This window comes from Microbacterium meiriae, assembly GCF_040685015.1.
GTDB classification, from domain to species: domain Bacteria; phylum Actinomycetota; class Actinomycetes; order Actinomycetales; family Microbacteriaceae; genus Microbacterium; species Microbacterium meiriae.
In genome coordinates this window covers 1,526,145-1,540,705 of sequence record NZ_JBFBHD010000002.1, presented here as the reverse complement: position 1 = coordinate 1,540,705, position 14,561 = coordinate 1,526,145, and the positions used below count along the sequence as shown (strand labels likewise).

The window sequence follows — 14,561 nt, the reverse complement described above, 5'->3', positions numbered from 1 at the left end:
ATAGTTGGTAGTTGCGCTCGCTTCTCCCTGCCCTCATATGGTGGTCGGCATCTCGTGAGCTTCTGAGCGCACTCCACCTGACGACAAAGGAATCGAGAAGCCCTGCGGGGCTCACGGAGGTTATTCCCTTGGCTGCTGCTCCCAACGCATCCACATCCACCACCACCAAGAACGGACGCGGAGCTTCCCGTCTCTCGTTCGCCAAGATCTCCGACACGCTGACGGTCCCGGACCTTCTCGCCCTGCAGACCGAGTCCTTCGGTTGGCTGGTCGGCAACGACGCCTGGAAGGCGCGCGTGGCCGAGGCCAAGGCCGCCGGTCGCACCGACGTGAACGAGAACAGCGGTCTGGGCGAGATCTTCGAGGAGATCTCCCCGATCGAGGACCTCGGCGAGACGATGCAGCTGTCGTTCACGAACCCGTACCTCGAGCCCGAGAAGTACTCCATCGAGGAGTGCAAGGAGCGCGGCAAGACGTACGCGGCCCCGCTCTACGTCGAGGCCGAGTTCATGAACCACCTCACGGGTGAGATCAAGACTCAGACGGTCTTCATGGGCGACTTCCCGCTGCAGACCGACAAGGGCACGTTCATCATCAACGGCTCCGAGCGCGTCGTCGTCTCGCAGCTCGTGCGCTCGCCGGGTGTCTACTTCGACAAGACCCCCGACAAGACGTCCGACAAGGACATCGTGTCGGCGCGCGTCATCCCGAGCCGCGGCGCGTGGCTCGAGTTCGAGATCGACAAGCGCGACCAGGTCGGCGTCCGCGTCGACCGCAAGCGCAAGCAGTCCGTCACGGTCTTCCTCAAGGCGCTGGGCATGACCAGCGAGGAGATCCTCGCGGAGTTCGCCGGCTACACCTCGATCGAGGAGACGCTCGCGAAGGACACCATCGTCACCAAGGAAGACGCGCTGCGCGACATCTACCGCAAGCTGCGTCCGGGCGAGCAGGTCGCCGCCGAGGCCGCCCGCGCGCTGCTCGACAACTTCTACTTCAACCCGAAGCGCTACGACCTCGCCAAGGTCGGCCGGTACAAGATCAACCACAAGCTGGGTCTCGACACCCCGCTGACGGAGTCGGTGCTGACGGTGCAGGACATCGTCGCCACCATCAAGTACCTCGTGCGTCTGCACGCGGGCACCGAGGAGACCTTCGAGGGCATCCGCGGCGGCAAGAAGACCGAGATCCGTCTCGCGACCGACGACATCGACAACTTCGGCAACCGTCGTATCCGCGCGGTCGGCGAGCTGATCCAGAACCAGGTCCGCACCGGTCTGTCCCGCATGGAGCGCGTCGTCCGCGAGCGCATGACCACGCAGGACATCGAGGCCATCACGCCGCAGACCCTGATCAACGTGCGTCCCGTCGTCGCCGCGATCAAGGAGTTCTTCGGAACCTCGCAGCTGTCGCAGTTCATGGACCAGAACAACCCGCTCGCGGGTCTGACCAACAAGCGTCGTCTGTCGGCTCTGGGCCCCGGTGGTCTGAGCCGCGACCGCGCCGGCGTCGAGGTCCGTGACGTCCACCCCTCGCACTACGGCCGCATGTGCCCGATCGAGACCCCGGAAGGCCCGAACATCGGCCTGATCGGTGCGCTCGCGACCTTCGCGCGCATCAACTCGTTCGGCTTCATCGAGACCCCGTACCGCAAGGTCGTCGACGGTGTCGTGACCGACCAGATCGACTACCTGACCGCCTCCGAGGAGGTCGACTACAACATCGCGCAGGCCAACGCGCCGCTCGATGCGAAGGGTCGCTTCCGCGAGAGCCACGTGCTCGCGCGCCCGAAGGGCGGCAGCGGTGAGGTCGACCTGTTCCTCCCGGAGGAGATCGGCTACATCGACGTCTCGCCGCGCCAGATGGTGTCGGTCGCGACCTCGCTCGTGCCCTTCCTCGAGCACGACGACGCGCAGCGCGCGCTCATGGGCGCCAACATGCAGCGTCAGGCCGTGCCGCTGCTCCGCAGCGACTCGCCTCTCGTCGGAACCGGTATGGAGGGCTACACCGCCATCGACGCCGGTGACGTGATCACCGCCGAGAAGGCCGGTGTCGTCTCCGAGGTCTCCGCGGACCGCGTCGTGGTCATGCTCGACGAGGGCGGCACGCAGGAGTACCACCTGCGCAAGTTCGACCGCTCGAACCAGGGCACCTCCTACAACCAGAAGGTCGTCGTCAACGCCGGTGAGCGCGTCGAGGTCGGAGAGGTCATCGCCGATGGCCCCGCCACCGAGAACGGCGAGCTGGCCCTCGGAAAGAACCTCCTCGTCGCGTTCATGACGTGGGAGGGCTACAACTTCGAGGACGCCATCATCCTGAGCCAGGACCTGGTGAAGGACGACACCCTCTCCTCGATCCACATCGAGGAGTACGAGGTCGACGCCCGCGACACGAAGCTCGGCAAGGAGGAGATCACCCGTGACCTCCCCAACGTCAGCCCGGAGCTGCTGAAGGACCTCGACGAGCGCGGCATCATCCGCATCGGCGCCGAGGTCCGCCCCGGCGACATCCTCGTCGGCAAGGTCACGCCGAAGGGCGAGACCGAGCTGTCGGCCGAGGAGCGCCTGCTCCGCGCGATCTTCAACGAGAAGAGCCGCGAGGTCCGCGACACCTCTCTGAAGGTGCCGCACGGCGAGCAGGGCACGATCATCGCGGTCAAGGAGTTCAACGCCGAGGACGGCGACGACGAGCTCGGCTCCGGCGTCAACCGCCGCGTCGTGGTCTACATCGCCCAGAAGCGCAAGATCACCGAGGGTGACAAGCTCGCCGGCCGCCACGGCAACAAGGGTGTCATCGCGAAGATCCTCCCCATCGAGGACATGCCGTTCCTCTCGGACGGCACGCCGGTCGACATCGTCCTCAACCCGCTCGGCATCCCGGGCCGAATGAACTTCGGCCAGGTGCTCGAGACCCACCTCGGGTGGATCGCGAAGCAGGGCTGGAAGGTCGAGGGCACCCCGGAGTGGGCCGCCAAGCTGCCGCAGCAGGCCTTCGAGGCCGCGCCCGGCACCAAGGTCGCCACCCCGGTGTTCGACGGTGCCAGCGAGGAGGAGATCTCCGGTCTGCTCGACTCGACGCTCGCCACCCGTGACGGCCTGCGCCTGATCGACTCGAGCGGCAAGACGCAGCTGTTCGACGGCCGCTCCGGCGAGCCGTTCCCGGCGCCGATCTCCGTGGGCTACATGTACATCCTGAAGCTCCACCACCTGGTGGACGACAAGATCCACGCCCGCTCCACCGGTCCGTACTCGATGATCACCCAGCAGCCGCTCGGTGGTAAGGCGCAGTTCGGTGGACAGCGCTTCGGTGAGATGGAGGTGTGGGCCCTCGAGGCCTACGGTGCGGCGTACGCCCTCCAGGAGCTCCTCACGATCAAGTCCGACGACATCCTCGGCCGCGTCAAGGTGTACGAGGCGATCGTCAAGGGCGAGAACATCCAGGAGCCCGGCATCCCCGAGTCGTTCAAGGTGCTCATGAAGGAGATGCAGTCGCTCTGCCTGAACGTCGAGGTCCTCTCGGCCGACGGCACGCTGGTCAACCTCCGCGACACCGACGACGAGGCGTTCCGCGCCGCAGAGGAACTCGGTATCAACATCTCCAGCCGCTTCGAGGCCGCCTCGATCGACGAGATCTAACCCTTCGACGGGCTCAGGGACCCAGGTTCCTGGGATCAGGACCCACCGGGTCGCTGAGCCCGTCGAAGCCCAGACTTCTCAAAAAGAATTTCCGACACAGGAGAACTAGTGCTCGAGTCCACAACTTTCGATGAGCTTCGCATCGGCCTGGCGACCGCAGACCACATCCGCGCGTGGTCCTACGGCGAGGTCAAGAAGCCCGAAACCATCAACTACCGCACCCTCAAGCCGGAGAAGGACGGTCTCTTCGGAGAGCAGATCTTCGGCCCGTCCCGCGACTGGGAGTGCGCCTGCGGCAAGTACAAGCGCGTCCGCTTCAAGGGCATCGTCTGCGAGCGCTGCGGCGTGGAGGTCACCAAGAGCTCCGTCCGTCGTGAGCGCATGGGTCACATCGAGCTCGCCGCTCCCGTCACCCACATCTGGTACTTCAAGGGCGTGCCCTCGCGCCTCGGCTACCTGCTGGACATGGCGCCGAAGGACCTCGAGAAGGTCATCTACTTCGCCGCGTACATGGTCATCTCGGTCGACGAGGATGCCCGTCACCGCGACCTGGGCACCCAGGAGAACAACATCCGTCTCGAGCTGAAGACGCTCGGCGACCGCCGCGACTCGAAGATCGCGGAGCGCCTGGCGAAGCTGGAGGAGGAGCTCGCGGCCCTCGAGGCCGAGGGTGCCAAGGCCGACGCCAAGAAGAAGGTCAAGGACGCCGCCGAGAAGGAGATGTCGCTCATCCGCAAGGGTGCCGACGAGGCGATCCTGAAGCTGGAGCGCGTGTGGGAGGACTTCCGCACGCTCGAGGTCGGTGCCCTGCGTCCGGAGGACGACGTCTTCCACGAGCTGCAGGACCGCTTCGGCCAGTACTTCGAGGCCTACATGGGTGCCGAGGCGATCCAGCGTCGCCTGGCCGCTTTCGACCTGGCCGCCGAGGCCGAGAACCTGCGTCTGCAGATCTCGGAGGGCAAGGGCCAGCGCAAGATCCGTGCGATCAAGCGCCTCAAGGTCGTCAGCTCGTTCCTCGAGACCGGCATGAGCCCGGCCGCGATGGTTCTCGACGTCGTCCCGGTCATCCCGCCGGAGCTGCGTCCGATGGTCCAGCTCGACGGTGGCCGCTTCGCGACCTCCGACCTGAACGACCTGTACCGCCGCGTGATCAACCGCAACAACCGTCTCCGTCGCCTGATCGACCTCGGTGCCCCCGAGATCATCGTCAACAACGAGAAGCGGATGCTGCAGGAGGCCGTCGACGCCCTGTTCGACAACGGCCGCCGCGGTCGCCCCGTCACCGGTACCGGCAACCGCGCCCTGAAGTCCCTGAGCGACATGCTCAAGGGAAAGCAGGGTCGCTTCCGCCAGAACCTGCTCGGCAAGCGCGTCGACTACTCGGGCCGTTCGGTCATCGTCGTCGGCCCGCAGCTGAAGCTGCACCAGTGCGGTCTGCCCAAGCAGATGGCGCTCGAGCTCTTCAAGCCGTTCGTCATCAAGCGCCTGATCGACCTCGGTCACTCGCAGAACATCAAGGCCGCGAAGCGCGCCGTCGAGCGCACCCGTCCCGAGGTCTGGGACGTGCTCGAGGAGATCATCCGCGAGCGTCCGGTGCTGCTGAACCGTGCACCCACCCTGCACCGTCTCGGCATCCAGGCGTTCGAGCCGCAGCTCGTCGAGGGCAAGGCCATCCAGCTGCACCCGCTCGTCTGCGCGGCGTTCAACGCCGACTTCGACGGTGACCAGATGGCCGTGCACCTGCCGCTGTCGGTCGAGGCTCAGGCCGAGGCCCGCGTGCTGATGCTCGCGTCGAACAACATCCTGAAGCCGTCGGACGGCCGTCCGGTGACCCTGCCCTCGCAGGACATGATCATCGGTCTGCACCACCTGACGACGGTCAAGGCCGGCGCCAAGGGCGAGGGTCGTGCGTTCGGCTCCGTCGGCGAGGCACAGCTCGCGTACGACGAGGGCACGCTCGACCTGCAGGCGAAGGTCCGCATCCGCATCCCGGGTCTGGCCTTCCTCGAGGGCGAGGCTCCCGAGGGCTACGAGAAGCACGGCCTGGTCGACGCTTCGCTGGGTCAGGCGATCTTCAACGACGCGCTCCCGAAGGGCTACCCCTTCGTGCGCGAGCAGGCCGACAAGGGCAAGCTGTCGCAGATCGTCAACAAGCTGGCCGAGGAGTACCCCAAGGTCGAGACGGCCGCCACGCTGGACCGCATCAAGGACGCCGGTTTCTACTGGGCGACCCGTTCGGGTGTGACCGTCGCGCTGAGCGACATCCTCACCCCGCCGAACAAGGCGGAGATCGTCGCGGGCTACGAGAAGCAGGCCGCGAAGGTCCAGTCCCAGTACGAGAAGGGCCTCACGACCGACGCCGAGCGTCGTCAGGAGCTCATCAAGATCTGGACCGAGGCGACCGACGAGGTGCAGGCCGCGATGAAGGCGCACTTCCCGGAGGACAACACCATCAACCGCATGGTGTCCTCCGGCGCCCGTGGTAACTGGCTGCAGATCCGGAACATCGCCGGTATGCGTGGTCTGGTGAACAACCCCAAGGGTGAGATCATCCCGCGTCCGATCATCTCCTCGTACCGCGAGGGTCTGTCGGTGGCGGAGTACTTCATCGCGACGCACGGTACCCGTAAGGGTCTGGCCGACACCGCTCTGCGTACCGCCGACTCGGGTTACCTGACCCGTCGTCTGGTGGACGTCTCGCAGGACGTCATCATCCGCGAAGAGGACTGCGGCACGTCGAAGGGCCTCGAGCTCCCGATCGCCGCTCCGAACTCGCAGGGTGAGCTGGTGCGCGACGCGAACGTCGAGAACTCGGTGTTCGCCCGCACGCTGGCCTCCGACGTGGTGAGCGAGTCGGGCGAGGTTCTCGCTTCGGCCGGCGACGACGTGGGCGACGTGCTCATCGACAAGCTCGTCGGACTCGGTGTCGAGACCATCAAGGTCCGTTCGGTCCTGACGTGCGACTCCGCCGTCGGTGTGTGCGCGCAGTGCTACGGCCGTTCGCTCGCGACCGGCAAGACCGTCGACATCGGCGAGGCCGTCGGCATCATCGCGGCCCAGTCGATCGGTGAGCCCGGTACCCAGCTGACGATGCGTACCTTCCACACCGGTGGTTCGGCGTCGGCGGATGACATCACGCAGGGTCTGCCCCGTGTGCAGGAGCTGTTCGAGGCGCGTACCCCCAAGGGTGCATCGCCGATCGCGGAGGCCGACGGCCGCATCACGATCGACGAGACCGAGAAGGCCAAGAAGGTCATCCTGACGCCCGACAACGGCGACGAGCCCGTCGTCTACCCGGTGCTGAAGCGTGCCACCCTCCTCGTCGAGGACGGCCAGCACGTCTCGGTCGGTCAGCCCCTGCAGGTCGGCACGCTCGACCCCAAGGAGGTCATGCGCGTCATGGGTGCCCGCGAGGTGCAGAAGTACCTCGTTGGCGGCGTCCAGGGCGTCTACCGCTCGCAGGGTGTGCCGATCCACGACAAGCACATCGAGGTCATCGTCCGTCAGATGCTCCGCAAGGTCACCGTCGTCGATCACGCCGACACGACCCTGCTGCCGGGTGAGATGGTCGACCTGAAGCGCTACCAGCAGATCAACCGCGAGGCCGTGGCCGAGGGCAAGCGCCCCGCGTCCGGTCGCCCGGAGCTGATGGGTATCACGAAGGCGTCGCTCGCGACCGAGTCGTGGCTGTCCGCTGCGTCCTTCCAGGAGACGACCCGCGTGCTCACGCAGGCCGCCATGGAGGGCAAGCGCGACCCGCTGGTCGGTCTCAAGGAGAACGTCATCATCGGAAAGCTCATCCCTGCCGGAACCGGTCTCTCGAAGTACCGCGACGTCACGGTCGAGGCCACCGAGGAAGCCAAGAGCGAGCGCTACCCGAACCGGATCTTCGCATCCGACGGCGCGTACGCGGACGGCGACTTCGGCTACGTCGACTTCGACGCGTTCTCGACGGACGACATCACCCCCGGTACCTACAACTGAGGTGTGAGTGAGTGAACGAAGGCCCCGGGGTTCTCCCCGGGGCCTTCGTCGTCCCTCGGCCCGTTCGGGTGTGCACAACTCAGGAGATACCGGGACGGCAGGCCGCCGTCGGCTGCTCGTGACGGCATGGAGGCCCAGGTCTCCTGAGTTATGCACACGGTTCGGCGCTGCTTCGGGGCGCGGGCGGCGCGGTAGGGTCGGCGAGTGAGCACTGAGACTTCCCCCGGCGGCGCGGCCGTCGTCATCGGAGACGCCCTGATCGACGAGATCCGGGATGACAGCGGCGTCCGTGAGTTCGTCGGTGGAGCGGCCCTGAACGTGGCGGTCGGGCTGCGCCGGCTCGGCATCCCCACGACCCTCATCGCGATGGTGGGGGAGGATGTCGCGGGCGCGCACATCCGCGAGTACCTGGCCGATCACGGCGTGCGGCTGATCGCGAGCGCGGCACCGCACGGGTCGTCGCGGGCCGTCGTGACCCGGGCCGCGAACGGCGAGCCGAGCTACGTCTTCAACCGCGCGGCCCAGGAGCGGACCATCCGGTACTCGGACGAGGCGAGGGCCGCCATCGGCGACGCGGACATCGTCGCCGTGAGCTGTTTCCCCTTCGATGCCCCCGACGAGGTCGACGCCCTCGCGGCCGCAGTGGAGGGCGCGCGGCTGGCGATCGACCCGAACCCGCGCACCGGCATGCTGTCGGACCGCGAGGAGTTCGTCCGCGGCTTCGAGCGGCTGGCTTCGAGGGCCGAGCTGGTGAAGGTCGGTGCCGACGACGCTGCCGTGCTCTACGACGGCGACCTCGACGCCCTGCGCGCGCGGCTCCGGAGCCTCGGAGTCACCGCTGTGCTCGCGACGGCCGGGGCAGACGGCGCGGTGCTCGAGTCGGACGGCGGGTCGGTCTCGGCTCCCATCTCGGCGCTCCCTGGTCGCGTGGTCGACACCGTGGGGGCTGGGGATGCGACTCTCGCCGCCGTCGCCGCCGGGCTGGTGGACGGCGGCCCGAAGACGGCCGAGGAGTGGACGGCCCTGCTCACGCGCGCGATGGATGTGGCCGCCGCGACCTGCCGCGCCGAGGGCGGGCTGCTGCGCACGCCGGAGTCGCTGGCCGCCGCCGACCGCGGCGTGTACGGGAGCTGACGCCTCGATTTCTCGCGCCCGCATCCGGCAGGTATGATTGTTCTTCGTGCCCCCGGTTGGCTGTTCAAGTCGGACGGGTGCGCTCTGGCGAGTTACCCAAGTGGCCAAAGGGATCTGACTGTAAATCAGCCGTCTTCGACTTCGGGGGTTCGAATCCCTCACTCGCCACCACAGAAGCCCCCGCTCGCGGGGGCTTCTCCCGTTTCCGGCCTCACCTCCGCGCCGAGTTCCTAGACTGGAGCGATGCGACCTCTCACCGAAGCCGACGTCCGGGCCTCGTTCGTGAACGCGGACGCCGACGAGCTGCGCGTCATGGAGATGCCGCACGACTTCCTCCTCGTGGACTGGGACTACCTCGACTTCTTCGCCTGGCGCGACCCGAGTGCCGGCAAGCGCGGCTACGTCCTGATCCCGCACGAGGGGCGCGTGGTCGGCGTGGTGCTGCGGGCGTCGGAACCAGGGCGCGGGCGCTCCGGCATGTGCAACATCTGCCACACGATGCAGCCGGGCAACCAGGTGGCGTTGTTCGCCGCCCGGCGGACGGGGGAGGCGGGGGAGCGCGGCGACTCGGTCGGCACCTACATCTGCGCCGATCTGTCCTGCCACGAGAACGTGCGCCTGGCGCATCCGCTCGCGCCGAACGAGATCCGGGCGGCGGGACAGGTCGACTTCCGGCTCGACGGCACCCGGCGGCGGATGGAGCGGTTCGTCGCTCGCGTCTGGGACGGCTCCTGAGCGCGACTAGCCTGGAGGCATCCGCCTGTGCTCGAAGGAGAAGCCATGAGTGATGCCGTCCTGTTCGCCGTCGACGAGGGGATGGCGCGGCTGACGCTGAACCGTCCGACCCGCCTCAATGCTTTCAACGCCGATCTGGCGTACGCCTGGCGGGATGCGACCGTCGAGGCGACATCGCGGGACGACGTGCAGGCCATCCTCATCGACGCGGCGGGACCGGCGTTCTGCGCGGGCGGCGACGTGATCGACATGGCGACGACCATGGGGTCGTCCGGGGCGGAGATCACCGCGCTGGCCGAGGTCATCAACACCGGGATCCGCGCGCTCACAGAGTCGAGCGTGCCCGTGGTCGCTGCCGCGCACGGGACGACGGCCGGCGGCGGACTCGGCATCCTGCTCGCCACGGACTACGCGGTGGTGGGCTCGCGGTCGCAGCTCGGAAGCCTGTACGCGAACATCGGCCTCACGCCCGACCTCTCCGTGTCGGCGCAGCTCGCGCGGGCCGTCGGCCAGCGCCGCGCCCTCCAGCTGGTGCTGCAGGACCGGCTGCTCAGCGCCGCGGAGGCCCTCGACTGGGGGCTGGTGGCCGAGGTCGTGGAGGGCGAGGACGGCAGGGCGGAAGCCGATCGGGTCCGTGCGCGGGCCGAGGAGGTCGCGCGGTTCTGGCTCGCCGGGGCCGCCGACGCGTACGGACACGCGAAGCGGCTGGTGCGGTCGCAGCCGGAGCGCACGTTCGCCGAGCAGTTGAGCGAGGAGGCCCGGTCCATCGGCGCCGCCCTGGAGACCCCGGACGCGCAGGCGCGGGTCGCGGCCTTCGCTGCGGCATCCGCGAAGAAGGCCGGCTGACCCCTCCTCCCCAGAGCGCGATCGCGTCCCGATCTTCCGCGCGCCTGAGGGAAGCCGGAACAAGCGGGCCTGCGCGTGGCAGGATGAAGGCATCGCCGCTCGACGAGAGGATCCCCATGTCCCATCCGGACACCGCCCGGCTGCAGCCGCAGGGTGACAAGAAGAACATGTCGCTGCTCATCAGGGGGTCGCTGTGGGTCGCCATCGGCGCCCTCATCGCCGCCGCCTTGGTCTGCGTCGTGTGGGTCCTGGTCGGTGATCAGAACGGCCTCATCGGTCGTGCCTTCCTCACGATCCTCCTGCTCGCCGCCTTCGCCGGAATCGCCATCCTCGAGGCGGGCCTCGCCCCGAACCGGCCGGACTGGCTCCAGCTCGCCAGCATGGTCACCTGGGTCGTCGCGCTCCTCGTCGGCCTCGTGAAGATCTGGCTTCCGGAAGACGGCCTCTATTTCGGCGCGGAGCGGTTCTTCCAGCTGCTGCTCGTGATCGGGATCCTTCAGCTCGCACTGCTCCACGTGCGGCTGTTCACCCGTGCCGCGCAGCGCCACGTCACGACCTTCACGAAGGTGATCCACATCGTGACGATCGTCTTCCTCGGTGCCCTCGTCGCGCTGCTGGTGTTCTTCCTCGCGTTCCCGAACACCTTCGACTACACCGAGCTGTACTGGCGCATCGTCGTCGCCCTCACGATCCTCGTCGCCGTCGGCACCACGCTGATTCCGCTGCTGAACGCCCTGTTCGCGCCGAAGAAGGCTCCCGCCGCCCGTCCCGTCGCTTCCGCCCCGTCCTGGCCGACCTACGCCGATGGGATCACGCCGCTCCCGGTCCTCCCGGACGGCAGCCCGGACTGGAACGCCTACTACACGGGGTACCCCTCGACGGCCCCGCAGGCACTGGGTCAGGCGCCCGCCACGGCGTTCCCCGTGGCGACGCCGCCCCTCGCGCCGACGACTCCGGCCCTTCCCGACTTCGGCGCTCCTTCCGCTCCGGGACCCGTGCCGCCCGCGCCTGACCGACCCGCTCCGCCGCAGCCTGCGTCGGCACCCGCTCAGCCGGCGCCTCCGCAGCCGGCTCCGCCGCAGCCCGCGTCGCCCGCCCAGGGCGAGCCCCCGGCCTTCCCGCCGCCGCCGCCCGCCCCTTCGCACCCGGCGCCGTGATCGACGCTCTCGAGCTCAGCGCCCTGGCGGCCGAGATCGCCGAGGAGGCGGGAGCTCTCGCCCGGACCCGTCGACGGGAGGGCGTACGCCTCGCCGCGACAAAGTCGACGCTCGCCGACATCGTCACGGACGCCGACCGCGAAGTCGAGGAGCTGATCCGCGAGCGCCTGCGCGCGGCGCGACCGGCGGACGGCTTCCTCGGTGAGGAGTCGGGCGCGGCGACCGGCGACAGCGGGATCACCTGGGTGGTCGACCCCATCGACGGCACGGTGAACTACGCCTACGGCATCCCGGCGTACAACGTGAGCATCGCAGCCGTCAGCGGTCCGCCGGAGCCGGACGAGTGGGAGGCGCTGGCCGCGGCCGTGCACGCACCCGCCGTGGGGGAGACCTTCACGGCTGCTCGCGGCCACGGGGCCTGGTCGGACGGCGTCCGTCTCGCGGTCACCGAGGTGACCGACGCCGGCGCGCTCCTGGCGACCGGATTCGGCTACGACCCGACGACCCACGACGGCGACCTCGCGACGGTCCGGCGGGTGATGCCGATCGCCCGTGACCTCCGTCGTATGGGGTCGGCGGCCCTGGATCTGGCCTATGTGGCGGCCGGCCGACTGGACGGATATTTCGAGCGCGGGCTCAAGCCGTGGGACCATGCCGCGGGCGCGCTGCTCGTCCAGGAGGCGGGTGGCCGGGTCAGCCGGATCGATCGGGAAGCGCCGCGGCCTTTCCTGATCGCGGGCGGCGTGACCCTGCACGACCGACTCCGCGCTATCCTCGATGAGGAAAAACCCTGACCGATCCATGGCATTCACAGGTCGATCGGGGTAGTGTTTACCCGATCGTTACTTTCACCACCCGAAGGTGAGAGTTGTCATTGCGCCCCCGAGCATCACGAACGACCGAGAGATTAGCTTTGCCCTTCGAGAACCCCCAGGCTGCCGCTGCGCCCACGCGCCGGTCCAGCCGCCCTCGCACTGCGGCCTCCGAGGCCTCGGCGAGCGGGTCGACGGCACCCCTCGCTGACGCGGAGACCGTGATCGCCCTCGCTGCTGTCATCCCGCTCTCCCGTCGCGCCGCGCGTCAGCGTCAGGCCGACGTCCCTCCGGTGCCCGCCGCGCCGGAGGAGCCCTTCATTGCGGCGGCTCCCGCGCCTGCCATCGCCGATGTCCCCGAGGTGCCCGTCGTCGCGGAGATCGTCGAGAAGGCCGAGGACACGGTTCCGGTCGAGGACATCGCCCCGGCGTCGGAGCCCTTCGTCGCCGAAGCCGACGCCGAGGGTGACGCCTTCGAGCGCGCCTCCCGCGCCTTCCGCACCACCGGCTCCATCCCGACGTCGTCGGCGTCCCGCCGTTCGGCCTTCGCCCCGAATGCCGCGTCGCAGACCGCGCCGAAGATCGACACCGCAGGCCTCGCGGCCGTCGGTCCTCGCCGCACGCGCAGCATCCGCAAGGCCCTCACTGCCGGTGCCACCGTCGGAGCAATGGGCCTCGCCGGCCTCCTGGCCGTGTCCATGACGCTTCCTGCGGAGGCGGTCGCCGCCGCCCAGGGCGGCTCCCTCGCCTCGACCTCCCTCGTCACCGCGGCGGCTGCTGACGCAGCAGGCTCGGCGGACGACGAGATCCAGGCCTTCGTCGCGCCGTCCGGTGTGCAGAACGAGCCGCTCTCGCGCGCCGACAACTTCAGCACGGTCTCGCTCGTCGAGGTCGCCGCCGAGCAGGGCATCAACTACTCCGGTGAGATCTTCACGAACGACCCGGATGCCGCCATCCAGTGGCCGTTCCTCGTCGGCGTCGGAATGAGCTACGGCTACGGCATGCGCAGCGGCCGCCTCCACGAGGGCATCGACTTCGTGCCGGGCAACGGCGCGCCCATCCAGGCCATCGCCGACGGCACCGTCCGCATCGCGACCGAGCAGGGTGCCGCCTACGGTGTCACGGTCTACATCGACCACGTCATCGACGGCTCCGTCATCACGAGCCACTACTCGCACATGCAGTACGGCTCGCTGCAGGTCAAGGCGGGCGACAAGGTCAAGGTGGGCGACATCGTGGGCAAGACCGGCAACACCGGCCGCTCCTACGGCGCGCACCTGCACTTCGAGCTCATCGTGAACGGGACGACCATCGACCCGATGCCGTGGCTCAAGAAGAACGCCGGACGCACGTCTCTCACCTCGGAGGAGTGACCGTCTCGATTTCATGAGGACGCCACAGTGATGGTATTCTCGTGTGGTTGCCCCGCGAGGGGCAGCACGCCCCGATAGCTCAGTGGCAGAGCACTTCCATGGTAAGGAAGGGGTCGTCAGTTCAATCCTGACTCGGGGCTCGGAGTTCGCATCTGCGATGCGGATGCCGTGCGGCAGGGTAGCTCAGTTGGTGAGAGCGCACGACTCATAATCGTGAGGTCGCGGGTTCAAGCCCCGCTCCTGCTACAGAATGAAACCCCCGGAACCTTCCGGGGGTTTTGTCGTCTCCGACCTCAGTGCCGGGATACCGTCCTCACCCTGCGCGGAGCGTCCTAGAGTGTGTGACGCGTCGGCCTCCCAGCCGGCCACCGAGATGGCGGGCATCGAGGGACGAGGTCTGCCGTGTCTGCGCCCGATCGCCGTGCGAGCATCGTGTTCCGGGACGCCCGGCGCGCCCTGGAGGAAGCCGTCGCGGACGGGCGCGGTCATTCCCTCGGGCTCGAAACGCTCGCGCCGCACGAGTCCTGGGACCTGCTGGTCGCCGAAGGGTACGGGCGCGCGTTGCTGACCGGCGCCCTCGCCGGGGCACTCGCCGGGCTGCTGCGACACGGCGTGACCGTCGCCGACGTGCTGAGCTGTCCTGCGGTCCCTCTCGGGGTCGAGCTCGGGACGAGATCCCTCCGGCTCGTCATGGGGTGGCTCGCGGACGGCGTGGCCGAGATGGACGATGCCGTCGTGTCGCGGACGATGGTGGCCGGTGTCGCCGACGATCTCATCGGTGCCTCCGACGCGGCCCTGGCCGTCGGCGATGCGCACCGGGTCGCCGTGCTGGTCTTCGCGATCGCGGCCGTCGGCACGCACGCCGTCTGGCGTGCGGTGTGATCCGGG

Annotated in this window: 9 protein-coding genes and 3 tRNA genes; all 12 read left to right on the top strand. The window is 68.5% G+C overall.

All coding sequences use genetic code 11. The features are described from left to right. Nucleotides 1-128 precede the first annotated feature (128 nt). Nucleotides 129-3,632: a DNA-directed RNA polymerase subunit beta gene (gene rpoB / locus AB0N68_RS15855; protein ID WP_280568398.1), complete on the top strand. Its 3,504-nt coding sequence runs from the start codon at nucleotides 129-131 to the stop codon at nucleotides 3,630-3,632. A gap of 108 nt (nucleotides 3,633-3,740) precedes the next feature. After that, nucleotides 3,741-7,616 carry a DNA-directed RNA polymerase subunit beta' gene (gene rpoC, locus AB0N68_RS15850; protein ID WP_187663361.1) on the top strand — a complete coding sequence of 1,292 codons (3,876 nt, stop codon included), beginning with the start codon at nucleotides 3,741-3,743 and terminating at the stop codon, nucleotides 7,614-7,616. A gap of 204 nt (nucleotides 7,617-7,820) precedes the next feature. Then, complete coding sequence (locus tag AB0N68_RS15845) at nucleotides 7,821-8,750, top strand: PfkB family carbohydrate kinase (protein WP_292797803.1); 930 nt, start codon at nucleotides 7,821-7,823, stop codon at nucleotides 8,748-8,750. 86 nt (nucleotides 8,751-8,836) lie between these two features. After that, a tRNA-Tyr gene (locus AB0N68_RS15840) sits at nucleotides 8,837-8,921 on the top strand. 72 nt (nucleotides 8,922-8,993) lie between these two features. Then, a complete protein-coding gene (locus AB0N68_RS15835; RefSeq protein WP_060922589.1) occupies nucleotides 8,994-9,485 on the top strand; it encodes an FBP domain-containing protein in 492 nt (163 codons plus the stop codon). 45 nt (nucleotides 9,486-9,530) lie between these two features. Further along, nucleotides 9,531-10,331, top strand: coding sequence for an enoyl-CoA hydratase/isomerase family protein (locus tag AB0N68_RS15830; RefSeq protein WP_268777229.1), 801 nt, complete (start codon nucleotides 9,531-9,533; stop codon nucleotides 10,329-10,331). Nucleotides 10,332-10,447: 116 nt separating this feature from the next. Further along, nucleotides 10,448-11,488: a hypothetical protein gene (locus AB0N68_RS15825; protein ID WP_313366415.1), complete on the top strand. Its 1,041-nt coding sequence runs from the start codon at nucleotides 10,448-10,450 to the stop codon at nucleotides 11,486-11,488. Then, on the top strand, nucleotides 11,488-12,282 hold the full coding sequence (locus AB0N68_RS15820; protein ID WP_280570053.1) for an inositol monophosphatase family protein: 795 nt from the start codon (nucleotides 11,488-11,490) through the stop codon (nucleotides 12,280-12,282). The genes AB0N68_RS15825 and AB0N68_RS15820 overlap by 1 nt, the downstream gene beginning before the upstream one ends. A gap of 119 nt (nucleotides 12,283-12,401) precedes the next feature. Next, entirely contained in the window at nucleotides 12,402-13,673 is a 1,272-nt protein-coding gene (locus tag AB0N68_RS15815; RefSeq protein WP_280570051.1) for a M23 family metallopeptidase, read from the top strand. A 68-nt stretch (nucleotides 13,674-13,741) separates the two neighbouring features. After that, nucleotides 13,742-13,813: transfer RNA gene (locus tag AB0N68_RS15810), tRNA-Thr, on the top strand. A gap of 32 nt (nucleotides 13,814-13,845) precedes the next feature. Continuing rightward, nucleotides 13,846-13,919 (top strand) — tRNA-Met (locus AB0N68_RS15805). Between the two features lie 156 nt (nucleotides 13,920-14,075). Then, nucleotides 14,076-14,555 (top strand): hypothetical protein, encoded by a 480-nt coding sequence (locus AB0N68_RS15800; protein WP_187663366.1) that lies wholly within the window; start codon nucleotides 14,076-14,078, stop codon nucleotides 14,553-14,555. Nucleotides 14,556-14,561 lie beyond the last annotated feature (6 nt).